The following is a 24,250-nucleotide window of genomic DNA, read 5'->3' as shown; positions in this document are numbered from 1 at the left end:
CTGTCCGATCGGGAGATCGCCGCCGAACGCGATCTCGCCGAATGGATTCGCACCCAGCGCCGCCGGCAACGCAAACGCGCGGTGACGGCCCAGCTGTCGGCCGAGAAGCGCGATCGCCGCGTCGCCCTGGCCCTGCGCCGGGCCGACGACGCGGACGCCCGCTGGCACCGGCGGGCCCGCGCTGCGCGCATGCGGGTGTCGAATCCCGATGCGCGCCTGGCGCAACTGTTCCGCCGCGCCGAATGGTCCTCGCGGGCGCTGATCGGCGTCGTCGTTCTCGGCATGGTGTGGGCGGGCGTGAACGTCCAGCACAACCTCGTGCCCAGCGGCGACATGTCGGATCCGCTGTACTGGCTCAGTTACGGCTTCGAGGCGATGATCTCGATCCCGATCATCACCATCATGGTGGTCGCCACCACCGCCGCCCGGTGGGGCCGCGATATCGACCGCGGCAAGGTCGTCTTCCTGGAAACCGCGCTGCTCGGCGTCACCATCGCCCTCAACGCCGGTCCACATCTGGTCGCGGGCGCACCGGCGCGCGCCGCCGAGGCCGCCGTCGCCCCCGTCATGGTGGGCGTCGTGATCTGGTTGCACGCCTGGGTTTCCGCGCGCTACGCCCAGCTCATCGACGACATCCCGATGGAGGACATCGACACCGATCTGCCGCCGACCGGATACCGCCCGAGCTACCGGCCCGATGACCTTCCGGAATGGGCGGAAGCACGTCCGCTGCCCGAATCCACCGGGACCGCGGAATTCCCCAGTTATCCACAGCTCCCGTCGACGGCTGTGCCGCAACCGGTTTCGGTGGCGGGATGGGATGCCTCGCTGCTGCTCGCGGACGCGGTGGAGAGTTGCCGGTCCACGGCTGCCACGGTGGCTGCTTCCGGGGCAGCGCCCGAACCCGTGTCCGCACCGCCGCAGTCCGCCGCGCGCACCGCACCGGCCGTGTCGATGGCGTTCCGATCACCGGTTCCGGCATCCGGCGACGAGGGCGTGGTGGCTTTCGCCGATTCGCCGACCGTCGTCTCTCCTGCTGCGTCGCCCCAGGATTCGGCCGCACCGACCCCGCCGGCCGCCGGCACGACCGCGGCAAACGCATCGTCGACCACGCGGGGCCCGGCTTCCGCCGAGCCGGCCGCGGCATACGAAGTGGTCACCGACGCGACAGCGATCGACGACCCTACCGGCGCGACGGCCACCGACGGCTCTGCCGACTCGGCACCCGGCAAGGCCGACGAGCCGGCGGTAAACGCTTCGGCGCCAACCGAAGTCACGGAGGCCGAGGCGCCGCCCGCGCGCACCGATGAACGGTCGGGATCGCACGGTGCCGGGCTCCGGATCGTCTCCGACGAGCCGCGCAAGACGCGCACCCGGCGGGCCGTGGACGACGCCGTGCAGTTGGTGCTGGGCGAGCCGGTCGCCGAAGCACCGCGACCCGTTGCGGCCGCAGCCGAACTCGACCGCACGACGCCGGCGGACGACCCCGCCGACCTCGCCCACATCGAGGACACGGAGGTGGACGAGGCCGAATTCGCCGATATCGAGTCAGTAGCTGTCGATCCCATGGCTGGGGATTCCATGGCTGTCGATTCCATGGCAGTGGATTCCGTGGCTGTCGATGCGGCGGAGGACGAGACCGGCGAGGTAGCCATCCGGTCGGTGGCGCACGAAATCCGCCGCCGCGGCCTGTCCAAGCTGTCGGTCGACCAGCTCGCCGAAATCCTCACCCTCACCGACGAATCGTGGACTCCCGCCGCGATCGGCGCCGCCATCGGCCTGCCGGGCTCCCGGATCCTGGGAATACTGGAGGCGGCGCGCCGCATCAGCATGCCCATGGCGGTCGGCGGCTGAGCGCCGATTCGCGACGCCGCTACCTGGCGGTTCAGGCGCCTCGAAGGGCCCGATAAGGAACCTCACAGGCTCGGTCGTAATCATGGAGTGCGACGACCGACTCGAGGAAGCAGATGATCGAGACCTTTCCGCGAGCGCATTCGTCGGCGACCTTGCTGCGCGACGGACGGTGCTCCTGCCCACGGATCACGGCACGATGAGTACGGCGATTGCGACCTCGCTCCGCGGTGCGCCCACCTCCGTCACGACCGGATCCGGAGAGGCCGCACAACCCCAGCCGTCGCGGCCCTACCTGCATCAGGTCAACCTGTTCCGGATCCTGACCTTCGCCAGTGTGATCGCCGTACACGTGATCGACAGATCCAGTGATCCGAACAATGTGTCCGCGAACGGGGCCATGGTGCTGCTGCACTTTCCTCGCGAGGCCTTCTTCACGCTGACCGGATTCGTGCTGATCTACCAGTACGCCGACCGGTCCTTCGACGCGCCGCACTTCTGGCGCCGCCGCTTCGCTCTCGTCGGCATCCCCTACGTGCTCTGGTCGGTGTTCTACTGGGGTTATTCGGTGGTCGCCGGCATTCATCAGGAATCCGCGGCCGGAGCGGTACGCCGGTTGGCGATCGAACTCGTGACCGGCGAAGCCTGGTATCAGCTGTACTTCCTGCTGGTCTCGATGCAGATCTATCTGCTCTTCCCGCTGCTGCTCCGATTCGTCCGCTGGTCGGCCGGCCACCACCGGTGGGTGCTCGGGACGAGTGCGCTCGTCCAAGCGGGCATGTTGTGGGCGCTCACGCATCCGCCGACGCTCACCGGTATGCCGGAGGAGCTGTGGGACCACCTCTACGTGACGGTACTGCCGTACCAGTTCTACATCCTGTTCGGCGCGGTCGCCGCCTGGCATATCGGCACCGTCGACCGGGCCGTGCGCCGCTTCGGCCCGCTGCTGATCCTCGGCACGGTGCTCGTGGCGGCGGGCGCCGAGTGGTGCTATCAGCACGCGGTCGCGGGCGGCACCACACCGTGGCAGGCCGACAACGTCTTCAACCCGTACATGGCCGGCTATTTCGTCGCACTGATCGTCGGCCTCTACACCGTGAGTACGTGGTGGTCGTGGCTGCGGCCGAAGTACCGCGTCGTCGGCCGCATCTCGCGCTACGGCGCCGATCGGTCCTTCGCGGTCTTCCTGATGCATCCGATCGTGCTGGAACTGCTGATCCCCCTCTACCCGAGGCTGCACGACGCGGTCGGCGCCGCGGGCGCGACCGTGCTGTTGTTCGTCGCGGTCCTGGCGGTCACCCTCGCGATCGTCGGCGTGGTGCGCCACGCGCCCGGCAGTATCTACCTCACCGGCCGGCCCCGGATCGAGGGAGCAACTCCGCTCGGGCGCCGATGGCGGTCGCTCGGCCCGGCAGCTCCGCAGCGCGCGGCGGCCTTCGAGACCGGTCACTCCGTCCCGGAGTCGTACGGACGGTCGTCGTCCGCCGAGGCACCTGCGGCATAAGTCGTGGCTGCTGCCGCGGTGTCCGATGCGAGGTCGACGGGAACAGCAGCACTGGCATGGCGGTACGCCTCGGCAAGGCCGGCGAGTTCGGCCGCGGTGAGCACCTCCTCGATCCGATCGAAGCCGAGCGGCGCCCGGTGCGCCACCGCGTGCAGAACCCGGTCCATCGGCATATCGCGGTTCGCCAGCACGATGGCGTTGACCGCCGTCCGCCGGACCTGCTGGTAGCGCGTCAGCCCGGCGATCGGATCGGCGGCCGCCGCGAGTTCGGACGCCAGAACGCCGGCATCGAGAATGGCTTGCGAACCGCCGTTGGAGCCGACCGGATACATCGGATGCGCGGCATCGCCCACTATCGTGACGCGTCCGGTACCCCAGTGCGGCAACGGGTCTCGGTCGACCATCGGATACTCGAGCACTTCGGCGCTGCCCCGCAGCAAGGCGGAAATGTCGACACCGGCCAGGCGCCAACCGTCGTAGTGCGGGAGCACATCCGCCAGCCGCCCGGCGCGATTCCAGTCCGGGCTCTGCGCCGCGGCATCGTGCCCGCGCACTTCGGCAACCCAGTTCACCAGCGAATGCCCCCGACGATGCGCGGCGCCGGAAATCGGGTACATGACGAATTTCGCGGCGTGGTTGGAACCCGCGACCACCATCGTCCGGCCGTCCAGGAAAGGCCGAATCTCACTGACTCCCCGCCACATTCGAATGCCGTTCCACAGCGGAGGTCCCTCGGCCGGATGCAATTGCGCTCGGACGGCCGAATGCAGACCGTCGGCGCCGATCAATACATCCGCGGTCTCCTCGACGAAGGTGCCCGCGGACCGGTCGCGGAAGCGGCAGCGCACCCCATCGGCGTCCTCGGTGAACGAGTGCAGCGCCAGCCCTTCACGCACGGCGTCCGCTCCCAGCCGGGCACGCACCAGCTCCACGAGCAACTCCTGCAATTCGCCGCGATGGATCGCGTACTGCGGCCAGTGATGACCGGCGGCCAATCCGCGTGCCTCACTCCAGATTCGGTTCCCGAACCGATCCAGGTGCAGCGTGCGCGACGTCGCGATCGCGCAATCGGCCAGGGCCGCACCGATTCCCAGCTCGGTCAGTTCCCGCACCGCATGGGGCAGCAGATTGATCCCGACACCGAGGGGACGCAATTCGGTGACCGCGTCGAACACCACCGCGTCGATGCCGACCCGGTGCAGACAGGCCGCCGCGGTCAGCCCGGCGATTCCCGCGCCCGCGATCACAACCCGCATCATCGCCCTCCCGCCGGTAGCCGCAGCGAATCGAAATTCCTTACACCCCACACCTTCTCGCTCCTCCCGACGATGCCCCGAGGACGCGAGTAATCTACCGATTCTCAGGTGTGGGCAGCCCAGTCATTCACCGTGGGTGGGTGTGTCCCGGTCGCCGGCCACCCGCGGCCGGCCGGTTATCGGTGCGGCGGCAGCAGACGCCCGGTGAACCCGGCCGCCACCAGCCGGTCGTACGCGGCGCGAACCGCGTCCGGAACATCCTGTTCGATCGCCCATCCCTCGGCCGCATACCGCCACACCCGTTGCGTATCCCCCACCAGCATCGTGACGACCCGCTCCGCGTCGCCGATCCGCGCCACATACTCGTCCAGCGACTCCGGCAGCGAACCGCACACCACCTCGACCTCCGGCCACCGCTTCCGGCAGGTCGCATAACTGCGCCGCTGTTGATACGGCCGGCAGATCAGCAGAACCGACCGCACGACGCGACCGGATTCGCGCAGCAACGCCCGCGAAAGGTCGATGTTCTCAGCGGTATTCGTGGCGCGGGGCTCGACCAGGACAGCTTCGTCCGGAACCCCCTGTGCGACAGCGTGTTCCCGATAGTGAACCGCCTCCCCGTCCGGGAACTCGGCAACCGTCGTCGGCGCATTGGCGCCACTGAACACGATCGTCGGAAAGATCCCCCGCCGAAACAGCTCGACCGCATACGCCGCCACCCCGATATCGTGGCTCCCCAGCCCGACCCCCACATCCACCGGCCGCACCTCATGCCCCATGAGGTTGTACTCCCACAGGGTGCGGACATCGGCGCGAAGGGAGTCGGGCCAAGCCCTCCAGCTCACAGCGACCTCCCGCGGTCACTGGTCGAGATCATCGGGGAACAATCGGAATGCGCGGAAGCGATTCAGTGGACGCAGCACCCGAAAGTCCCTGCAATCCAACGTCAGGATGGCGTCGGTGTCGAAATCGGCAGCCAGCACGACACTGACCGCGTCGACGAGGTCGAGATTCAGGCTCTCGTATGCGGCCCGCACCCGCACGGCGGTTCGCAGGCGATCGGCGCCCACGTCACCCAGCACGAGTCGTCCGGACTCGATCCGATCGGCGAGCAACGCGACGATACGGTCGGCGATCTTCCGATCACCGCGAACACTGGCCACGTGGTGAATTTCCGTGAGCGCCAGCTGGCTGGTCACCAACGTGCTCGCGGAATCGGCGGCACGCCGCACCGCGAAGTGTTCCGGATCCGAGCGATTGAACAACGCGAGGAGGCCCGAGGTGTCGGCGACGACGATCATGCGGACCGGTTCATCGCGCCCCGGATGTCTTCCTTGCGGATCGGGCCCCCCAAATCCACCGTGTCTTCCTCGTCGACGAACGCGACGTCCCAGCGCCGATGGGCCAGAAGATACATACGCACAGCGTCACGGACGATCTCGCTCTTGGCGCGCCCCTCCTCCCGGGCCTGCGCGTCGAGCTCCGCTCCCTCATCCTCGGGAAACCGCATCGTCCATGCCATGCTCCGATGATACCAGGGTAGATACCACCGGTAAGCCGCCGCAGACACACGAAGGCCCGCTTCCCAACCGGGAAGCGGGCCTTCGCGATTCGACTACACAGCCGAGGCGGAGAAGATTACTTCGCCTTCTCCAGGACCTCCACCAGCCGCCACCGCTTGGTGGCCGACAGCGGACGGGTCTCCATCAGCTGCACGCGGTCGCCGACACCGGCGATCTCGTTCTCGTCGTGCGCCTTCACCTTCGAGGTGGTGCGGATGATCTTGCCGTAAAGCGGGTGCTTCACACGATCTTCCAGCTCGACCACGATGGTCTTGTTCATCTTGTCGGAGACGACGTAGCCGATGCGCACCTTGCGCGAGCCACGTTCCTCCTGCTTGGCCGGCGTCTTGGCCGGGCCCTTTACGTCGCTCATGCGGCGTCTCCCTTGCCTTCAGGACCGGAGGCCAGGCCGAGCTCGCGCTCACGCATGACCGTGTAGATGCGCGCGATCTCGTGACGAACCACACGCAGGCGCCGGTTGTTCTGCAACTGGCCGGTCGCCATCTGGAAGCGCAGGTTGAACAGCTCTTCCTTCGATTCACGCAGGCGGGCGACGAGCTCGTCCTCGTTGAGCTCGCGCAGGTCTGCGGCCGGAGTTCCGGTAGCCATCAGAACTGCTCCTCCCTGGTCACGATCCTGCACTTCATCGGGAGCTTGTGCATCGCGCGGCGCAGCGCCTCGCGAGCGGTCTCCTCGTTCGGGTAGGACATCTCGAACATCACGCGACCCGGCTTGACGTTCGCGACCCACCACTCCGGCGAACCCTTACCGGAACCCATGCGGGTTTCGGCCGGCTTCTTGGTCAGCGGGCGATCCGGGTAGATGTTGATCCAGATCTTGCCGCCACGACGGATGTGGCGGGTCATCGCGATACGCGCCGACTCGATCTGCCGGTTGGTGACGTATGCCGGCTCCAGAGCCTGGATGCCGAAGTCACCGAACGCCACCGAGGTGCCGCCCTTGGCCATACCGGTACGACGGGGGTGATGCTGCTTGCGGTGCTTGACCTTGCGGGGCATCAACATGGGTCAGCCCTCCTGATTCTCTGCCGGAGCCTCCGCCACCGCGGTGGCGGCCCGTCCGGCCTCAGTGCTGGTCGCGGTGGTACCGGCCGAACCGGACCGCCGCGGACGGCTCGGCCGCTCCCGACGCTCGCGACGCTCGGGCTGCGCGGCGGCGGCGGTGACCTCACGCTTGCCGCCGACGATGTCGCCCTTGTAGATCCACACCTTCACGCCGATGCGGCCGAAGGTGGTGCGAGCCTCGTACAGGCCGTAATCGATGTCGGCGCGCAGCGTGTGCAGCGGCACGCGACCCTCGCGGTAGAACTCCGAGCGCGACATTTCGGCGCCGCCGAGGCGGCCCGAGCACTGCACTCGAATGCCCTTGACGTTCGGCGAACGCATGGCCGACTGGATGGCCTTGCGCATCGCGCGACGGAACGCCACACGGTTGGACAGCTGCTCGGCCACACCCTGGGCAACCAGCTGCGCATCCGACTCGGGGTTCTTGACCTCGAGGATGTTCAGCTGAACCTGCTTGCCGGTGAGCTTCTCCAGCTCGGCGCGGATGCGGTCGGCCTCGGCGCCGCGACGACCGATCACGATGCCCGGACGCGCGGTGTGGATGTCCACCCGGACGCGGTCACGAGTGCGCTCGATCTCGACCTTCGAGATGCCGGCCCGCTCCATACCCGTGCTCAGCAGCTTGCGGATGGCTACGTCTTCCTTGACGTATTCCTTGTACTGCTTGTCGGCGTACCAGCGGGACTTCCAATCGGTGGTGATACCGAGGCGGAAGCCGTGGGGATTGATCTTCTGTCCCATTTACTTAGCCCCTCCCTTCCGGCGGCTACGAGCCGGGGCGGCGGAAGCGACGCTCTCGACCTCGATGGTGATGTGGCTGGTGCGCTTGCGGATCCGGAACGCGCGGCCCTGGGCGCGCGGCTGGAAACGCTTCATGGTCGCGCCCTCGTCGACATACGCCGTCGAGATGACCAGGGTGTCGGGGTTCAGGCCGAAGTTGTTCTCGGCGTTCGCCGCGGCACTGGCCACGACCTTGGCGACGGGTTCGCTGGCGGCCTGCGGTGCGAAGCGCAGGATGTTCAGCGCATCCTCGACCCGCTTGCCGCGGACCAGGTCCACGACGCGGCGAGCCTTCATCGGAGTGACGCGAACGTGCTTCGCGGTCGCGCGCGCGGTCGGGTTCTGAAGCGTGGTGTCTTGTTCGCTCATCGCCGCTTGCTCTTCCGATCTTCCTTGACGTGGCTCCGGAACGTCCTGGTCGGCGCGAACTCACCGAGCTTGTGCCCGACCATGTTCTCCGAGACGAACACCGGCACGTGCTTGCGGCCGTCGTGGACCGAGAACGTGTGGCCGATGAAATCGGGGATGATGGTCGAACGACGCGACCAGGTCTTGATGACCTGCTTGGTGCCCTTCTCGTTCTGGACGTCCACCTTCTTGAGGAGGTGTTCGTCGACGAACGGGCCCTTCTTGAGGCTGCGTGGCATCTTTAACCTCCTCCTTAACGCTTCTTGCCGCGGCGGCGGACGATGAGCTTGTCGCTCGGACGGTTGGGCTTACGAGTACGGCCTTCGGGCTTACCCCAGGGCGAGACCGGGTGGCGACCACCGGAGGTCTTGCCCTCACCACCACCGTGCGGGTGGTCGACGGGGTTCATGACGACACCACGGACCGTGGGGCGGCGACCCTTCCAGCGCATACGGCCGGCCTTACCCCAGTTGATGTTCGACTGCTCGGCGTTGCCGACCTCGCCGACGGTGGCGCGGCAGCGCACGTCGACGCGGCGGATTTCACCGGAGGGCATACGCAGGACGGCGTAGGCGCCTTCCTTACCCAGCAGCTGGATGCTCATACCGGCGGCACGAGCCAGTTTGGCGCCACCGCCCGGACGCAGCTCCACCGCGTGGATGGTGGTACCGGTCGGGATCGAGCGCAGCGGCAGGTTGTTGCCGGGCTTGATGTCGGCACCGGTGCCGGACTCGATCCGCGTGCCCTGGGCGATGCCCTTCGGCGCGATGATGTAGCGCTTCTCGCCGTCGGCGTAGTGCAGCAGGGCGATGTTGGCGGTGCGGTTCGGGTCGTACTCGATGTGAGCGACCTTGGCCGGGATGCCGTCCTTGTCCAACCGGCGGAAGTCGATCAGACGGTAGGCCCGCTTGTGACCGCCACCGCGATGACGGGTGGTGATCCGGCCGTGCGCGTTACGACCACCGGACTTGGTGAGCGGACGCAGCAGCGACTTCTCGGGAGTGGACCGGGTGATCTCGGCGAAGTCCGAAACGGACGACCCGCGCCTACCCGGCGTAGTCGGCTTGTACTTACGGATTGCCATGAGTTCTTCTCTGCTTTCTGAAGATCCGACCGCTTAGGCGACCGGGCCTCCGAAGATCTCGATGGGCTTGCTGTCGGCCGAGATGGTCACGAGCGCGCGCTTGGTGCTCTTGCGCTGGCCGTAACCGAAGCGGGTCCGCTTGCGCTTGCCCTGACGGTTGGCAGTGTTGACGCTGGTGACCGTGACGCCGAAAACCTTCTCGACGGCGATCTTGATCTGCGTCTTGTTCGAGTCCGGGTGCACCAGGAAGGTGTAGGTGCCCTCTTCGATCAGCCCGTAGGACTTCTCGGAGATCACCGGCGCGAGCAGAATGTCGCGGGGGTCGGCGATGGTGGTCACTTGCTCTCCTCCTGTGCAGACTCGGCCGGGCCGTGCACGAACGCGTTGAGCGCCTCGACGCTGAACACGACGTCGTCGCTGAGCAGCACGTCGTAGGTGTTCAGCTGGTCCGGCGCGATCGGGTGCACACCCTGCAGGTTCGCCACGCTCTTCCACGCGGTGACATCTTCGCGGCCCACCACGACCAGAACCTTCTTGCGGTCCGACAGCTCGGCCAGGAAGTTCTTGGCGGCCTTGGTCGACGGCGTCTGGCCGGCGACCAGTTCGCTGATCACGTGGATGCGCTCGTTGCGGGCCCGGTCCGAGAGGGCGCCACGCAGGGCGGCGGCCTTCATCTTCTTGGGCAGGCGCTGCGAGTAGTCGCGCGGCTGCGGGCCGTGCACGGTGCCACCGCCGGTGAACTGCGGCGCACGGGTCGAACCCTGGCGGGCGCGGCCGGTGCCCTTCTGGCGGTACGGCTTCTTACCACCGCCGCGGACCTCGCCGCGGGTCTTGGTGGCGTGCGTGCCCTGGCGAGCCGCGGCCTGCTGGGCCACGACGACCTGGTGCATCAGCGCGATGTTGGCGGTCGCGTCGAAGATCTCCGCGGGGAGGTCGACGGTGCCGTTGGTCTTGCCGCCCGGTTCCTTGACCGGAAGCGTAAGATTGGTCGCCTTTTCCGACTTCACAGTGTCGGTGCTCATGCCCGGGCACCACCCTTCGCAGCACTCTTGACGATCACGATGCCGCCCTTGCGGCCCGGGATCGCGCCCTTGATCAGCAGCAGGCCGTTCTCGGCGTCCACCTTGTGGACCGAGAGGTTCTGCGTGGTCACGCGGTCGTTACCCATCCGGCCGGCCATCCGCATGCCCTTGAACACGCGACCCGGGGTGGAGCAACCACCGATGGAGCCCGGCCGGCGGTGCACGGCCTGCGCACCGTGGGCCGCGCCCTGGCCCTTGAAGCCGTGACGCTTCATGACACCGGCGTAGCCCTTGCCCTTGCTGGTGCCGGTCACGTCGACGTAGGTGCCCTCTTCGAAGACATCGGCCGACAGTTCCTGGCCCACCTCGAACGAGCCGGCGTCGGCGACGCGGATCTCGGCGATGTGGCGACGCGGGGTGACACCGGCCTTGGCGAACTGCCCGGCGACGGGCTTGATCACCTTGCGCGGGTCGATCGCGCCGAAAGCGATCTGAACGGCGGAGTAGCCGTCGCGCTCCTCGGTGCGGATCTGAGTCACGACGTTCGGTCCGGCCTTGACGACGGTCACCGGAACGACGCGGTTCTTCTCGTCGAACACCTGGGTCATACCGAGCTTGGTGCCCAGAATGCCCGCGGCGGGCCTGTTCTTGTTGTCAGTCATATCTGCAATCCCCGTCACTGAATGTTGACGTCGACGCTGGCCGGCAGATCGATGCGCATGAGCGCGTCGACCGTCTTCGGCGTCGGGTCGAGGATGTCGATCAGCCGCTTGTGCGTGCGCATCTCGAAGTGCTCGCGCGAGTCCTTGTACTTGTGCGGCGAGCGGATGACGCAATACACGTTCTTCTCGGTCGGCAACGGCACCGGCCCGACGACGCGGGCACCGGTGCGGGTCACCGTCTCGACGATCTTGCGTGCAGACGCATCGATCGCCTCATGGTCGTAGGCCTTGAGCCTGATGCGGATCTTCTGTCCCGCCACGCTGAGTGTCCTTTTCTCCGCTTACGTTGTGACCCAGGAGCTTTCGCTCCCGAACCACCCTCATTTGCACAGCCCGAACACACGAAGACGCATCAGCCACCATCACGACCGGGGCGCACCCGATCCATCGCCGCTGTTCATCTGTCATGGTTCTTCCGGTCCACGCGGTCGGGCGTGTCGCCTCTCCGCTCATTCTCCGACCCCGGGCATACTTCACCTGGTGGGTCTCGGAACTTCGTCCCGGACGTACCCGCGCCGGACTCGACGCCGATACTCAGTGGGTCCTGCTCACCTACCGGCGATGGACACACACCACCGCTGCAGGCAACCCGAACAGTATGCCCGAGGCCCCCCACCCACTCCAAATCGGGGGTCGTCCGCTCCCGCGGACATGCCGCGGTCCTGGTCGGACGGTACCGGAGCGGGTCGCGGCGCGTCGAACTTACTCCAGAGTAAGATGCTCGCCATGAGCACAGAGACCGCCACGTATCGCGGCTGGAAGAAGCTGCCCGACAATCGCCTCGGACATGCCCTGTTCTCGGTCGGCATGATCGCCCGCGTCCCCTACTTCGGCACCGTGGTCCCGAACGTGGTGCGGCTGGAGCCGGGATTGTGCGAGGTCACCGCGCCGAAATGGTTCGGGATCCACAATCATCTGGGTACCTTCCACGCGATCGCGGCCTGCAATCTGGCCGAGGTCGCGATGGGGATGCTGAGCGAGGCGACGGTGCCGACCACGCACCGCTGGATTCCCAAGGCGATGAACGTGCAGTACCTGGCCAAGGCCGAATCGGGTCTGCGCGCGGTCGCGAAACTCGATCGGATCCCGGACTTCGACACCCTCACCGAGGGAACGGAAGTGGTTGTCCCCGTGTCGATCTACGACAAGCGCGGTGTCGAGGTCGTGCACGCCGACATCACCACCTGGGTGACACCGAAGTAGCCGATCCGGCCCGGCCGCGCCGCCTCAGCAGGGCGGGGGCGGCGGCGCGTCCGCGACCGCGGCCAGGATGTCGGCGATCACGCGCGGGGCCGACAACAGCTCGTCGTGGCCGACCGCGAGGTTCGGGCAGCCGTCCTGCACCCAGGAATTGCGGTCTCCCGGCCGCGGCGCGGCCAGCAGCGCGGTCTCGGGAGGTGTGATCACCTCGTCGGTGCGGCTCGCGATCGCGGTGTAGCGGATGCCGGGCGGGGTCTCGCCGCCGGCGTTCAGCGCGGCCAGCGTCGGGGCGCCCGGGACCTGCTCGGCCCCGGCGGCCCCGAAGACCTGAGCCGCGGTCTGCTGCCCGTCCATCCCCAGGGCCCCGTAGAACGGGAACATGCTGGGCAGACCCTCGAAAGTGGATCCCCGGTACGGCGTCCCGACGGTGACCACACTCGCCACCACGTCGGGGCGGCGCCGAACCAGCTCGCGGATCTCGGTGCCGCCGGTGGAATGGCCGACCATGATCACCTTGGCCGCGCCGGTGTCGTTGCGGACCGTCGAGACGAAGGTGCTCAGCTCCGTCGTCTGGGACGCGATGTCCGCGACGCCGTAGATCACATTTCCCTGCAGGGCCGCCGCCACCGGGCCCAGGCCGGGCCACCCCCGATCGGCGGCGCCGCTCGTGCCCGGCGCCGGGAACGGAACCCGGCCGATATCGGCCGCGAATACGCAATATCCCGCGCGGCGCAGCGCCGGCGCCAATGCTCCGAAACTGCGCTGCGCGTCGGTGGCGGCACCGTGCGCCAGCACCACGGGATAGGGTTTGTCCGGCGTCGGCCGGCAGCTGAAGTCGTTCGCGCCGGGCAATGGCGGAACCTCCAGCGGATATGCGCCGACCACGGGCGCATGGCCCGTAATTATGGCGACCAAGGCGCAAAAGAACACGGCTGTCGCCGAGAACCGCACCCTACTCATGGCAGCCCATGGTAGGGGAAGTGCGCGATATTTCCCGGCTCCCGGACCGCCGCCCGTTGTCACGAATAATGAGCGATGATGCGGCATTTTCATCTCGCCCGCTGCGGTTCGAGATATCGATCACAATCCCAGGCCTTCGGCGAGAACCGGCCACGACTGCTCGAGGTCGTCCTGCCAATAACCCCAGGTGTGGGTACCCGTGGGCCGGAAATTGTAGGTGGCCGGAATGCCGAGTGAATCCAATCGCGTCTGCATGTTGTGCGCGCAGAGGTTGGTGGCCGCCTCGATGATGCCGCCGATCACGATCTGGTTCGAGAAACCCCACGCTCCCGGCAGCGAGTACTTGCCGCCGTAGGTGTCGTACGGACCCGGCAGCCCGGTGCCGTTGGCGATATAGATCGCCTTGCCGCGCAATCCTTCCGCGTGCACGTAGGGATCGTTGCGCGCCCATTCCGGATCGCCCGTCGGGCCCCACATGTTGTCGGTATTCGACCATCCCCAGGTATTCACCGTGAGGCGCACGAATTCCTGACCCATCGGATCGCTGGTTTGCGCACAGCCACTGTAGGACCCGACGGCGGAATAGAGTCCGGGCGTGAGGGCGGCCAACGCCAATGTTGTGGTCGCCGACATCGAATATCCGGCTATACCGTTGCGACCGTTGGCATTCAGGAATTTATCGAGCAGGGGCGGCAGCTCCTCGGTCAGGAACGTGCGCCATTTGTTGCGTCCGAGAAAGGGATCGTCGTTTTTCCAGTCGGTGTAATAACTGAACTGGCCGCCGATCGGCGTCACGACGTTGACGTTCTTGTCCGCCAGGAAATTCAACGCATCGGTGCGACTCGCCCAGGTGGCGCCGTCGATGCCGCCGCCCGCGCCCAGCAGTAGATACAGCACCGGCCGCGGCGTGGCCTGATCGGCGGCGCGCTGGACCTGTACCTCGATGTCCTTGGCCATCGACGCCGAATGGACCGTGACGGTCTGATGCCGCGCGTCGTCGGTGCGCACCCCGACGATCGCCGACGCTCCTCCCCCCGATCCGGACGGCACCGGATCGGCGAAACCGGTGGCGGGGTACGTCATCAGCGCACTCGCCGCGAGCACCGCGGCGATGACCGGACCGATTCGCGGCCTGAATCTGCGCCGCGGAATTCGCCCCTCGTATCGATATCTTCGCATCTCGTTCTCCCTGGCCACCAGCAATTCGCGAGCACCCCCCGACGGCGCCCGTGGTCTCAGGTTATGAACTGCCCCAACGCATTTCACGACGCGAATTGCTACGCCACGAGTTTTCGGGGCGTAACGTCCACGGCCCGCGCGGCGATGCGGGGCCGGGCTGGGAGAATGCAGCCATGAGTGCGCAGGATGTCCGTCGAGCCGATCTGTGCGTGGTCGGGCTCGGGCCGACCGGCCGTGCCGTCGCACACCGCGCCATGCGGGCGGGGCTCGACGTCGTGGCGGTGGATCCGCGGCCCGAGCGGCTGTGGCCGCCGACCTTCTCCTGCTGGGTCGACGAACTTCCCGCGTGGCTGCCGCACAGCGCGATCGCCCAGCGCATCGAGGCGCCCACCGTCTGGACGCAGACGCCGCATCGAATCGACAGGCCGTACTGCGTACTCTCCAAGCCCGGGCTACGCGACGCGCTTCCTCTAGACGATGCCACCGTCCTGACTGGTCGCGCTACCTCCGTCGACGCTCATCGCGTCGGCTTGCAGGACGGCAGCACGGTCACGGCCACCACGGTGGTGGACACCCGCGGGCTGGCTTCGCCCGGGTCGCGGCGCACCGCCAGCGCGCACGGCATCTTCGTCGACGCCGACCGGGCGGCACCGATGATCGCCGACGGCGAAGGGCTGCTGCTGGATTGGCGCGACGAGAACGGCGCCGGCCCGGACGAGCCGCCCTCGTTCCTGTACGCCGTCCCGCTCGGCGACGGCACGGTGATCTTCGAGGAGACCAGTCTCGGCCTGCGCGGCGGCATGCCGCAGCACGAACTGCGCCGGCGCGCCCTGCATCGGCTCGCCACGCACGGCGTCCGGCTGCGCGGTGACGAACCGTCCGAGGCCGCGCACTATCCGCTGGATCAGCCGCCCCCGTCGATGCGCCGGTCGTCGCGCGGCAACGATCCGGTGCCGTTCGGCTCCCGCGGCGGCATGATGCATCCGTGCACCGGCTACAGCGTCGCCGATTCGTTCGCGCTGGTCGACACGCTGGTCGACGCGGTGCGCTCGGGCGCCGACCCGGTCGCGGCGCTGTGGCCGTGGCAGGCGCGGCTGGTGTATTGGATGCGGATGCGCGGCGTCTACGGCTTGGGGCGGCTGACGACCGCGCAATCGATCTCGATGTTCGAGGCCTTCTTCACCGCCTCCCCGCGCCAGCAGCGGGCGCTGCTGTCGGCGCACGACGACTACGCGGCGCTCGGGGCGGTGCTGTTCATGACGGTGTCGCGGACCTGGCCGTTCCGCTGGCGATTCGATCTGGTCGGCTGGGCGAATCGCAACCGCTGGGTGGGCTACGAGTATCCGGCGGCGACGTCGGACCCGGTGCTGGACGCCACGCTCGACCCGGCGTTCCCGGAGGACGACAGCGTGGGCGGCTGACGGCCGCACCCGGACACAGCGCCGGCGAGCGCGGCCCGCCCGAACACGTCCCCCACAGCTCGGCCGCCGAAACATACTGCGGCGCAGCGTTCCCGGCGGGAGTTGCGGTCTCCTAGTGCGCGAACACCGCTGTGCGCTTGCCGAGCATCGCGGCGGCGCCCTCGGCGAAATCGGGGCCGCGCAGCAACTCCGCCTGCCCGGCCTTCTCGGCGGCGAGCGCCTCGTCCAACGACGCCAGGGCGGCCCGGTTGAGGGTGCGTTTGGTGAGTTCGAGGGCGCGGCGCGGGCCGTGGGCGAGTTTGGCGGCGACCGCTTCGACCTTCGCATCGAGTTCGTCGACGGACAGGACCCCGGCCAGCAGGCCGCGCCGATAGGCCTCGGTGACCGGCAGCCGCTCCCCGAGCAGCGCCAGCTCCGCGGCCAGCGCCCGCCCGGATGCGGCGGCGACCAGCGCGGCGGCGCCACCGTCGGGCATCAGGCCGATGTTGATGAAGGCCTGCAACAGATAGGCCTCCTCGCTCGCATAGGTGAAATCGGCGGAAAGTGCCAGCGCCACACCGATTCCCGCGGCGGCCCCGCGTACCCGCGCGATCACCGGCACCGGCGCGTCGATGATCGAACGGATCATCCGGTTCGCGCCGTCCATGGTCATCTCGGGGGTGATGCCCCGCTCCTTCTCGGCGGCCGCCGCGGCCAGATCGGCGCCGGTGCAGAAATCACCGCCCGCCCCGGTCAGCACGACCACGCGAATCGACGGATCCGCGGTCACGTTTCCCAGGGTGTCGCCGAGAGCGATCATCGCGTCGTAGCTGAGCGCGTTCTTGCGACCGGGATTGTCGATGGTCACCCGCAAAACGCGATCGTCCCGCACGATGGTGAGGCCGGGCGTGTGGTCGTGATCGCTCATGGTTACTCCCAGGTGGGCCGCCGCCGGTGGCGACGAGACGAGAATGATGGTTAACTTTGCGAATTGTGGTTAACTTATGTTGACTTGTCCGGCGCTGTCAACCAATCGGCGGCGACGACGAGCCGACACGCAGAAGGAGAGGTGTATGGTCGCGGATCGCAGCGAGGCCGGGCTCGCATCCGCGCGACCGGGTACCACCCCGACGACCCGGCGTCGGCCGAAGAATCGCAAGGCACAGATCGTGCGGGTCGCGGCCCGCGCCTTCAGTGAACGCGGCTATCACCCGGTCGGCGTGGACGAGATCGCCGCCGAGGTGGGCATCTCGGGACCGGCGCTGTACCGCCACTTCGCCAACAAGTACGCCCTGCTGGTGGCCGCCGCCGAGGCCGGCGCCCAGCAACTGCTCGACGCCGCCGAGGCCGCCGACGAACCCGGACTCGATCCGAAATCGCGACTCACCGCGCTGATCCGCGCGCTGGCCGAGCACACCATCGATGTGCGCCGCGAGGGCGGGTTGTACCGCTGGGAGCGCCGCTACCTCGAGCGCGAGGACCGCGCGCGCATCCGCGTGATCTACGACGAACTGCAGGATCTGATCGAATCCGCGGTCGCCGCGCTGCGGCCGGAGGCATCGCCCGCCGACGTGGAGCTGATCGCGACCGGCATGCTGGGCGTGATCGGCAGCATCACCGCCCACCGCACCGCCCTGTCCAACGCGCGGCTCACCGATCTGATCCTCGATATGTCCTGGTCGCTCCTGCACACCGAGCTGCCGCCGCTGCCCGACCCCGCGGCCACCGGAGCGCCGGTGCGCGGGCTGCCGCTGAGCTCCAAACGCGAACAGCTGCTCACCGAGGCGATCCGCATCTTCGGCCGCCAGGGCTATCACGAGGCCAGTATCGAGGAGATCGGCGCGGCGGTCGGCATCAACGCCTCCAGCGTCTACCGCTACTTCGCGAGTAAATCCGATCTGCTGGCCGCCGCGTTCCACCGCACCGGGGAGCGCGTCGCGATCGCCAATTCCGAGGCGCTGGCGGAGGCGACCAGCCGCTCCGATGCCGCGTTGCGCATCGCGGCGCGGTTCGCGCGGCTGACCTTCTCGACGCCGGAGATCCTGCCGGTCTACTTCGCCGAATTCTCGAATCTGCCCGCGGCCGAACAGCAGAAGCTGCGTTCGGTGCAGCGGCAGAACGTGCTCGAATGGGCGCATCTGCTCGACGACGACCCGGCCGAGGCACGCTGCCGCGTCCATGCGGCCATCGCGCAGGTCGTCGACGTCGGGCGGCGTGTGCGCTTCGAGAATCGGCCGGAACATGTGGCCCGGGTCTGCGCGTTGATGGAAGCGGTTCTGCTGGGCTGGAATTCAGCGCCCGAAGCGACAGAGGGCGAACAGCTCGAGGCGTAGCGGGCGCGCTGGTGCCGGCTGTGGCCGGCACCTCCGGCTGTGGCTAGAACCTGCTGTGGCGGATCCGGAAGATCGCCCGCGTCAACCGCAGGTGGCGCGGGTGCCGGTCGAAACTCGACAGATCCACCGGCGCCCGGTAGCGCTTCTCCGCGATCGCCAGGGTGCGGCTGAATTCGCGCAATCCGGCCTCGCCGTGCGTATGCCCCTGCCCGTACTCGCCGACCCCGCCGAAGGGCAGGGCCGGGTTGGCGGCGTAGGCCATGGTCGAATTCACCGTCACCACACCGGTTCTGATGCGTTCGGCGAAGTCGGCGACACCCCGCACGTCGCGGGTGAACACCGAGACGGCCAGGCCCTGATCGGCGGCGTTGATGCGATCGATCGCCTCGTCGATATTCGCCACCCGATTCACGATCAGCACCGGCCCGACCGCCTCCGCGGTGATCGCCTGGCTGTCCTCGGGCACATCGGTCAGCACGATCGGCTCGATATACGGTTCGCGGATCGATTCCAGGCCGCCCACCACGGCCCGGCCGCCGCGCGCGATCGCATCCTTGACCTGCCGGCGGACCACCTCGACCTGGGAATCCATGATCATCGGACCGTAGGAGGCCTTGCGATCGCCACCGGGCCGTAGCGAACGCGCCCGGGCGACGACCCTTTCCAGGAACGGTTCGTACACCGAGTCCGCGACGTAGGCCCGCTGGATACCGGCCGGGCTCTGCCCCGCGTTGGACATGGCGCCGAACACCGCCGCTTCGGCCGCGGTGTCGAGTTTGGCGTCGACATGCACGATCATCGTGCCTTTACCGGCCTTCTCCACCACGACGGGCGTCAGCGTGGGCGCGCACAGTTCGATCACCTCGCGCGCACCGGCCTCGGAGCCGGCGTAGGCGATCTTGTCGACCCGGGCGCGGCACAGCTCGGCACTGGTCGCGCTGGTTCCGGTGATCACCTGCAGGACAGGCTTGTTCGGCGCCAGTGCGGCCCAGCTGTCGGCCAGCCAGATACCGACACCCGGGGTGAGCTCGCTGGGCTTGAACACCACCGCGTTGCCGGCGGCCATCGCGTACGCGATCGAGCCCATCGGGGTGAAGACCGGGTTGTTCGGCGAGCCGAGCACCCCGACCACGCCCAGCGGCAGATACCCCACCGAAGCCCGCTGGTTGCGGGTGAGCCAGGTCGAGGCGAGTTTGCTTCGCCCCAAGAGCTTTTCGGCGTTGCGCGCGGCCCAGTTCAGATGTTCCACGGCGAGCATGATCTCGATCGCGGCGTCGACGCGCGGCTTACCCGATTCGGTGCAGATCAGTTCGGCCAGTTCGCCGGCATTGCGGGCGATACTGCGCTTCCATTCCAGCAGCCAGCGCTTGCGCCCGGCGAATCCGATTGCCGCCCACCAGGTCTCGGCCGATCGAGCGGCGCGCACGACCTCGGTGACCGCGGCCGCGTCCAGGATCGGATATTCGCCGATGAGCTCGCCGGTGCGTGGATCGTGGGACTTCAGCATCTCGGCCATTGGCCACCCTCTCGCCGGCGGAGACCTCGGCATTCGTTCGACGTGTGCACCAGCAGCGGGCGGGCGACGATGCCGCGGGCGGGTGCGGACGAATCGATACCGCTGCCCTGATCGTCAGACTATGGTGCGTTCCGGGCGGGCGACAACAACCGCGAACATCCTACGAACCGCCCGGTCCGCGTCCGGACCAGCGACAATGGTGATCGAGACCGATTCGCCGACAGAAGTGTGAGCAACGCCACAGATTGAACCCGCGGAGGCGTTTCGACAACACCATGTTTCAGATCGCGGTAGAAAACTACCGCGGCGGAAAACACCAGGGCCCGGTCGGCGCCCCGAGCCCGCGGCACCGACGGCCGCGCAGCGAGACGAAGTAACATCGCGCCCGGTGGAAGGTATCCATCAACCGGGACAAAGATCAGCGTTCCGGACAATCCGGTCGCGGCCCGGCCGATAGTGGAGAGTTGATGCCGAGTTTGGACAACGCAGAATCGCACACACCGCGTGAGGATTCGGGCGCCACCGACGCGGCAGCGTCTCGGGCAGGTACCGACGCGGCAGCGTCTCGGGCCGGTACCGACGCGGCAGCGTCCCGGGTGAGCACCGACGCGACCACCGGGGCCGATACCGCTGTGACCGCATCGGGCACCGATCCGGCCGTCGTGGTCGACGATGTGCGCAAATCCTTCGGCGAGGTCCAGGCGCTGCAGGGCATCAGCTTCACCGCCGCCCGTGCCTCGGTGCTGGGCATCCTCGGTCCCAACGGCGCCGGCAAGACCACCACGGTCAAGATCCTGTCCACTCTGCTGCGCCCCGATTCGGGCAGTGCCTCGGTGGCCGGGCACGACGTGGTGGCCGACGCGGCCGGAGTACGCCGCTCGATCATGATGACCGGGCAGTACGCGGCGCTGGACGAGAATCTCTCCGGCCGCGAGAACCTGGAACTGTTCGGGCGGCTGATGGGCCTGCCCAAGAAGGACGCGCGTCGCCGCGCCGACACCCTGCTCGAGGAATTCGACCTGGTCGGCGCCGGTAAGCGCGCGGTGCGGCACTACTCCGGCGGTATGCGCCGCCGCGTCGACATCGCCTGCGGATTGGTGGTGCGGCCGGAGGTGGTCTTCCTCGACGAGCCGACCACCGGCCTCGACCCGCGCAGCCGCCAGGGCGTGTGGGATCTGGTCAACGCGCTCAAGGAGCAGGGCATCACGGTGCTGCTGACCACGCAGTATCTGGAAGAGGCCGACGTCCTCAGCGACAACATCATCGTCATCGACAAGGGCACCGTGATCGCCGAGGGCACGGCCGACGAACTCAAGGAGAAGACCGGCGGCAGTTACTGCGAGGTGGTCCCGCTGGATCCGACGCAGCTGCGCAAGGCGGTGACCGCGCTCGGCGAGCTGGTGCCCGAGGCGTTGCGGCACGAATTCGCCGGCGACCGGATCTCGATCCCCGCCCCGGACGGGGCGAGCACCCTCGCCGAGGCGGTGCGCCGTCTCGACGCCGCGGGCCTGGAACTGGCCGATATCGCGCTGCGGCGGCCCTCGCTCGACGACGTCTTCCTGTCCATCACCGGACACTCCGGCGGAGTTCAGTGAGCGCGCCGGTGGCCGCCGAGGCCCGTCTCTTCGCACAGATGCCCGAGGCGCGGATCTCCAGCTTCGCCCAGTGGCGGGCGCTGACCGGTCGGATCGTGCGCACGATGGCGACCAAGGGTGAACTGGTCGTCGCGGTGATCACGCCGCTGGTGTTCACCCTCGGCTTCTATCTGCCGCTGCGGTATGTGATGCAGTTCCGCGGCATCGACTACGCGCAGTTCGTGATGCCGATCATCGTGCTGCAGACCATGTCGTTCACCATGATGTCGAATGCGCAGATCGCCGCCTTCGAATCGATGACCGGTCTGCACACCCGGATGCAGACCATGCCGATCGGGCCGATGGTCCCGCTGACCTCGCGCATCTGCGCGGGTCTGGTGCGTTCGGTGACCTCGCTGATCGCGGCGTTGATCTTCGGCTACATGATCGGCTTCCGGTTCACCGCCGGACTCGGCCAGGCCGTGCTGTTCTGCGTGTTCTCGCTGGCCGTCGGCACGGTGCTGGCCATCGGCGCGGACGCGCTGGGCAGTTTCACCAAGAGTCCGGAGGCGCTGAGTCAGGCACTGACCCTGCCGACGCTGATCCTCGGCATGCTGTCGTGCGGCTTCGTACCGGAATCCGGATTCCCGGCGTGGATCCGGCCGTTCGCGCGTAATCAGCCGGTCTCGCAGTTCTCCTTCGCGCTGCGGGATATGGCCGCGGGCGGGGTGAGCTGGCATGTGCTGTGGGTGCCGCTGGTGTGGTTGATCAGTCTGACGGCGGCGTTCGTACCGCTGGCGGTGTGGGCGAGTGTGAGGCGATCGTGAGCAGTCTGACCATCGATACGACCGAGACCGCCCCGGAAACTCTCGGCTGGCAGACGCCGCTGCCGACGGTCGCGCCGCGGTCGGAGCGGTCCGTCGCGACCTGGGCGCGGCACAGCCTGATCCAATGCAAGCGGCTGCTGATGGTGTGGGCACGCGATCCAGCGACCACCATTCAGACGCTGATCTATCCCGCCCTGACGCTGCTGATGTTCCGGATCGTGCTCGGTGATTCGATCACCGCGGCCACCGGCATGCCCAGTGTCTACGGCACGGTCCCGCTGATCACGCTGGTGGCGGCGATGTCCGGAGCCGTGGTAAGTGCGCTGGGCTTCAAAACCGAGAAGTACACCGGCCTGCTCGGCCGCTTCTGGACGATGCCGATCCACCGGGCCGCGGGGCTCACCGGGCGGCTGCTGGCCGAGGCGCTGCGCGTCCTGGTGACCACGCTGTTCGTGATCGCGGTCGGTGTCTGCATCGGCTTCCGCTTCTGGAACGGCCCGCTGGCCTCCCTGGCCATGATCGGCATCCCGGTGCTGTTCGGCGTGGGCTTCGCGGTGATGGTGACCGCCCTGGCCACCGTCTCCGAGGGCGTGATGCTGGTCAACATCATCAGCATCATCAATACCCTGCTGATGTTCTTCAACTCCGGCTTCGTCCCGGTCTTCGCCTACCCCACCTGGTTGCAGACGATCGTCGAGAACCAGCCCATGAGCACTGCCATCGACGCGATGCGCGGACTCTGCTGGGACGGCCCGGTCGCCGAACCCCTGTGGAAGACCGTGGCCTGGGTCCTCGGCATGATCGTCGTCTTCGGCTACCCGGCCGTCCGCGGCTACCGCCGCGCCGCCGAAACAGGAGCCTGATTCGACAAGGACACGTCTACTCATTTGACTTGTAATTGTCCAATGAGTAGACAACACTGGTGATCAGCGAACAGCCGACCCGGACGATCCTCCAGGAACTCATCCGTTCGGGATGGAGCCGTAAGCGCCAGGGCAAGGGCAGTCACAGTCTGTGGCAGTGTCCGACCGGGCAACATTCGGTGACTGTTCCGGATGGGCATACGACGATCCGAGCCGGCGTGGTGCGGAGCATCCGGAAAGCGGTCGACGGCTGCAGTTGCTGAGAGGAGACGGCGATGAAATACGAGGCACACGTAACCGGACGCGAGGGCCGGTGGTGGGCGGTGACCATCCCCGCACTCGGCGAGGACGCACAGACCCAGGCACGCAGACTCGACGACGTCGCGGACGAGGCACGGGACTATGTCACCCTCACCCTCGACGTAGCCCCCTCCACGATCGATATCGAGGTGGTGATCGATGACCTCGGTGGCGTGCGCAATATCAACGAACGCGCCGCGCGTATCCGCGCCGGACGGGCCGAAATCGAGCGCATCGAGCGGGAGAACCAGGCCGAGGCGCAGGCGCTGGCCGTCGAACTCGCCGAGCAGGGAATTCCGTTGCGAGACATCGCAAGTCTCACCGGATACACCTTCCAGCGGATCGGACAGATGACAGCATCCAAGGCACGTGAGCAGGCCCAGGCGAGCTGAGCCCGCCGATCCGGCCGCCAAGGGCCGGCCTACGAGGCCGGGCGGGCGCAGCCGCGGAGTTCGCCGATGTAGGCGGTCATGGCGTCGCGGTTGCGGATGAGCAGGTCGATGCGCTGGGTCAGGCGGTCGCGCTGGTGTTCGAGGGTGGCGATGATTTCCGGTGTGGCGTCGGCGAAATGGATGTCGCGCGGGTCGTCCAGGCAGGGCAGGATCTGCTTGATGATCCGGGTGGGCAGGCCCGCGTCCAGTAGCCCGCGGATGTGCAGGATCTGATCGACCAGACGCTCGTCGTAGTCGCGGTAGCCGTTGGCGCAGCGGCGCACCCGGATCAGGCCCTGCTCCTCGTAGTAGCGCAACAGCCGCCGGGACGTATCGGTCCGCTCCGCCAACTCACCGATTCGCATATGCCCTACCTCACAACGGCTTTCGATT

Annotated in this window: 30 protein-coding genes; 10 read left to right on the top strand and 20 right to left on the bottom strand. The window is 67.7% G+C overall.

Annotation, left to right across the window (positions count from 1 at the left end; all coding sequences use genetic code 11):
- Together ON23_RS35735 and ON23_RS04020 are read left to right on the top strand one after the other, a co-directional pair.
- The coding region (locus ON23_RS35735; RefSeq protein ID WP_051041959.1) for a hypothetical protein at positions 1-1,854 on the top strand (1,854 nt) is incomplete at its 5' end.
- A gap of 196 nt (positions 1,855-2,050) precedes the next feature.
- Positions 2,051-3,355, top strand: coding sequence for an acyltransferase (locus ON23_RS04020; RefSeq protein ID WP_157170151.1), 1,305 nt, complete (start codon positions 2,051-2,053; stop codon positions 3,353-3,355).
- On the opposite strand, the gene ON23_RS04015 is transcribed toward ON23_RS04020, so the two are convergent.
- The 15 genes from ON23_RS04015 to rpsJ form a co-directional block, all read right to left on the bottom strand.
- A complete protein-coding gene (locus ON23_RS04015) occupies positions 3,298-4,614 on the bottom strand; it encodes a flavin-dependent oxidoreductase (protein ID WP_063821217.1) in 1,317 nt (438 codons plus the stop codon). The two genes, ON23_RS04020 and ON23_RS04015, sit on opposite strands and share 58 nt — an antisense overlap.
- Positions 4,615-4,787: 173 nt before the next feature.
- Positions 4,788-5,456 (bottom strand): YdcF family protein, encoded by a 669-nt coding sequence (locus ON23_RS04010; RefSeq protein ID WP_039776451.1) that lies wholly within the window; start codon positions 5,454-5,456, stop codon positions 4,788-4,790.
- A 15-nt stretch (positions 5,457-5,471) separates the two neighbouring features.
- Positions 5,472-5,912 (bottom strand): type II toxin-antitoxin system VapC family toxin, encoded by a 441-nt coding sequence (locus ON23_RS04005; RefSeq protein WP_039776449.1) that lies wholly within the window; start codon positions 5,910-5,912, stop codon positions 5,472-5,474.
- Positions 5,909-6,133: a ribbon-helix-helix domain-containing protein gene (locus ON23_RS04000; RefSeq protein WP_039776448.1), complete on the bottom strand. Its 225-nt coding sequence runs from the start codon at positions 6,131-6,133 to the stop codon at positions 5,909-5,911. The genes ON23_RS04005 and ON23_RS04000 overlap by 4 nt, the downstream gene beginning before the upstream one ends.
- A gap of 116 nt (positions 6,134-6,249) precedes the next feature.
- Positions 6,250-6,546: a 30S ribosomal protein S17 gene (rpsQ, locus tag ON23_RS03995; protein ID WP_039776446.1), complete on the bottom strand. Its 297-nt coding sequence runs from the start codon at positions 6,544-6,546 to the stop codon at positions 6,250-6,252.
- The gene (gene rpmC / locus ON23_RS03990) at positions 6,543-6,782 is read right to left on the bottom strand and encodes a 50S ribosomal protein L29 (RefSeq protein WP_025347181.1); all 240 of its coding nucleotides are present in this window, start codon (positions 6,780-6,782) and stop codon (positions 6,543-6,545) included. The genes rpsQ and rpmC overlap by 4 nt, the downstream gene beginning before the upstream one ends.
- Complete coding sequence (gene rplP / locus ON23_RS03985; protein ID WP_030513364.1) at positions 6,782-7,198, bottom strand: 50S ribosomal protein L16; 417 nt, start codon at positions 7,196-7,198, stop codon at positions 6,782-6,784. The genes rpmC and rplP overlap by 1 nt, the downstream gene beginning before the upstream one ends.
- A 3-nt stretch (positions 7,199-7,201) precedes the next feature.
- Positions 7,202-7,999 carry a 30S ribosomal protein S3 gene (gene rpsC / locus ON23_RS03980; protein WP_039776445.1) on the bottom strand — a complete coding sequence of 266 codons (798 nt, stop codon included), beginning with the start codon at positions 7,997-7,999 and terminating at the stop codon, positions 7,202-7,204.
- Complete coding sequence (gene rplV, locus ON23_RS03975; RefSeq protein WP_025347178.1) at positions 8,000-8,407, bottom strand: 50S ribosomal protein L22; 408 nt, start codon at positions 8,405-8,407, stop codon at positions 8,000-8,002.
- Entirely contained in the window at positions 8,404-8,685 is a 282-nt protein-coding gene (gene rpsS, locus ON23_RS03970; RefSeq protein WP_030513362.1) for a 30S ribosomal protein S19, read from the bottom strand. Before rpsS ends, rplV begins: the two co-directional genes overlap by 4 nt.
- 14 nt (positions 8,686-8,699) lie before the next feature.
- Positions 8,700-9,530, bottom strand: a complete 831-nt coding sequence (gene rplB, locus ON23_RS03965) for a 50S ribosomal protein L2 (RefSeq protein WP_036498168.1) — start codon at positions 9,528-9,530, stop codon at positions 8,700-8,702.
- Between the two features lie 33 nt (positions 9,531-9,563).
- Positions 9,564-9,869: a 50S ribosomal protein L23 gene (gene rplW / locus ON23_RS03960; protein ID WP_025347175.1), complete on the bottom strand. Its 306-nt coding sequence runs from the start codon at positions 9,867-9,869 to the stop codon at positions 9,564-9,566.
- Positions 9,866-10,552 carry a 50S ribosomal protein L4 gene (rplD, locus tag ON23_RS03955; RefSeq protein WP_039776443.1) on the bottom strand — a complete coding sequence of 229 codons (687 nt, stop codon included), beginning with the start codon at positions 10,550-10,552 and terminating at the stop codon, positions 9,866-9,868. The genes rplW and rplD overlap by 4 nt, the downstream gene beginning before the upstream one ends.
- Positions 10,549-11,214 (bottom strand): 50S ribosomal protein L3, encoded by a 666-nt coding sequence (gene rplC / locus ON23_RS03950; protein ID WP_039776442.1) that lies wholly within the window; start codon positions 11,212-11,214, stop codon positions 10,549-10,551. The genes rplD and rplC overlap by 4 nt, the downstream gene beginning before the upstream one ends.
- 14 nt (positions 11,215-11,228) lie before the next feature.
- The gene (rpsJ, locus tag ON23_RS03945) at positions 11,229-11,534 is read right to left on the bottom strand and encodes a 30S ribosomal protein S10 (RefSeq protein ID WP_003938093.1); all 306 of its coding nucleotides are present in this window, start codon (positions 11,532-11,534) and stop codon (positions 11,229-11,231) included.
- 466 nt (positions 11,535-12,000) lie between these two features.
- On the opposite strand from rpsJ, the gene ON23_RS03940 reads away from it, so the two are divergent.
- Positions 12,001-12,477 (top strand): hotdog fold domain-containing protein, encoded by a 477-nt coding sequence (locus ON23_RS03940; RefSeq protein WP_039776461.1) that lies wholly within the window; start codon positions 12,001-12,003, stop codon positions 12,475-12,477.
- 24 nt (positions 12,478-12,501) lie between these two features.
- On the opposite strand, the gene ON23_RS03935 is transcribed toward ON23_RS03940, so the two are convergent.
- Positions 12,502-13,434 (bottom strand): esterase/lipase family protein, encoded by a 933-nt coding sequence (locus ON23_RS03935; RefSeq protein ID WP_039776431.1) that lies wholly within the window; start codon positions 13,432-13,434, stop codon positions 12,502-12,504.
- A gap of 120 nt (positions 13,435-13,554) precedes the next feature.
- Positions 13,555-14,613, bottom strand: coding sequence for an alpha/beta hydrolase (locus tag ON23_RS03930; protein ID WP_039776460.1), 1,059 nt, complete (start codon positions 14,611-14,613; stop codon positions 13,555-13,557).
- A 173-nt stretch (positions 14,614-14,786) separates the two neighbouring features.
- Between ON23_RS03930 and ON23_RS03925 the strand changes: the two genes are divergently transcribed.
- The gene (locus ON23_RS03925) at positions 14,787-16,034 is read left to right on the top strand and encodes a lycopene cyclase family protein (RefSeq protein ID WP_051041954.1); all 1,248 of its coding nucleotides are present in this window, start codon (positions 14,787-14,789) and stop codon (positions 16,032-16,034) included.
- 112 nt (positions 16,035-16,146) lie between these two features.
- On the opposite strand, the gene ON23_RS03920 is transcribed toward ON23_RS03925, so the two are convergent.
- Positions 16,147-16,941 carry an enoyl-CoA hydratase-related protein gene (locus ON23_RS03920; RefSeq protein ID WP_039776430.1) on the bottom strand — a complete coding sequence of 265 codons (795 nt, stop codon included), beginning with the start codon at positions 16,939-16,941 and terminating at the stop codon, positions 16,147-16,149.
- A 145-nt stretch (positions 16,942-17,086) separates the two neighbouring features.
- Here ON23_RS03920 and ON23_RS03915 point away from each other — a divergent pair, with 145 nt between their 5' ends.
- A complete protein-coding gene (locus ON23_RS03915; RefSeq protein WP_051041952.1) occupies positions 17,087-18,346 on the top strand; it encodes a TetR/AcrR family transcriptional regulator in 1,260 nt (419 codons plus the stop codon).
- A gap of 43 nt (positions 18,347-18,389) precedes the next feature.
- On the opposite strand, the gene ON23_RS03910 is transcribed toward ON23_RS03915, so the two are convergent.
- Entirely contained in the window at positions 18,390-19,895 is a 1,506-nt protein-coding gene (locus ON23_RS03910; RefSeq protein ID WP_444543685.1) for an aldehyde dehydrogenase family protein, read from the bottom strand.
- Positions 19,896-20,458: 563 nt separating this feature from the next.
- Between ON23_RS03910 and ON23_RS03905 the strand changes: the two genes are divergently transcribed.
- The 5 genes from ON23_RS03905 to ON23_RS03890 are packed head-to-tail and all read left to right on the top strand — an operon-like array spanning position 20,459 to position 23,818.
- On the top strand, positions 20,459-21,457 hold the full coding sequence (locus ON23_RS03905) for an ATP-binding cassette domain-containing protein (RefSeq protein ID WP_276326880.1): 999 nt from the start codon (positions 20,459-20,461) through the stop codon (positions 21,455-21,457).
- A gap of 38 nt (positions 21,458-21,495) precedes the next feature.
- The gene (locus ON23_RS03900; RefSeq protein WP_083903683.1) at positions 21,496-22,263 is read left to right on the top strand and encodes an ABC transporter permease; all 768 of its coding nucleotides are present in this window, start codon (positions 21,496-21,498) and stop codon (positions 22,261-22,263) included.
- Between the two features lie 5 nt (positions 22,264-22,268).
- Complete coding sequence (locus tag ON23_RS03895) at positions 22,269-23,126, top strand: ABC transporter permease (RefSeq protein WP_369974806.1); 858 nt, start codon at positions 22,269-22,271, stop codon at positions 23,124-23,126.
- A 59-nt stretch (positions 23,127-23,185) separates the two neighbouring features.
- Positions 23,186-23,389 (top strand): type II toxin-antitoxin system HicA family toxin, encoded by a 204-nt coding sequence (locus tag ON23_RS36675; RefSeq protein WP_083903680.1) that lies wholly within the window; start codon positions 23,186-23,188, stop codon positions 23,387-23,389.
- Positions 23,390-23,401: 12 nt separating this feature from the next.
- Positions 23,402-23,818: a hypothetical protein gene (locus ON23_RS03890; protein ID WP_039776427.1), complete on the top strand. Its 417-nt coding sequence runs from the start codon at positions 23,402-23,404 to the stop codon at positions 23,816-23,818.
- 29 nt (positions 23,819-23,847) lie between these two features.
- Here ON23_RS03890 and ON23_RS03885 read toward each other — a convergent pair whose 3' ends face one another.
- Positions 23,848-24,222 (bottom strand): MerR family transcriptional regulator, encoded by a 375-nt coding sequence (locus ON23_RS03885; protein WP_039776426.1) that lies wholly within the window; start codon positions 24,220-24,222, stop codon positions 23,848-23,850.
- Positions 24,223-24,250: the final 28 nt, after the last annotated feature.

Origin of the sequence: Nocardia cerradoensis NBRC 101014 (assembly GCF_000308535.1) — a bacterium.
In the GTDB taxonomy this organism is placed as follows: domain Bacteria; phylum Actinomycetota; class Actinomycetes; order Mycobacteriales; family Mycobacteriaceae; genus Nocardia; species Nocardia cerradoensis.
Note: the sequence above shows the minus strand (reverse complement) of the source record. Positions and strands in the feature narration are given on the sequence as shown.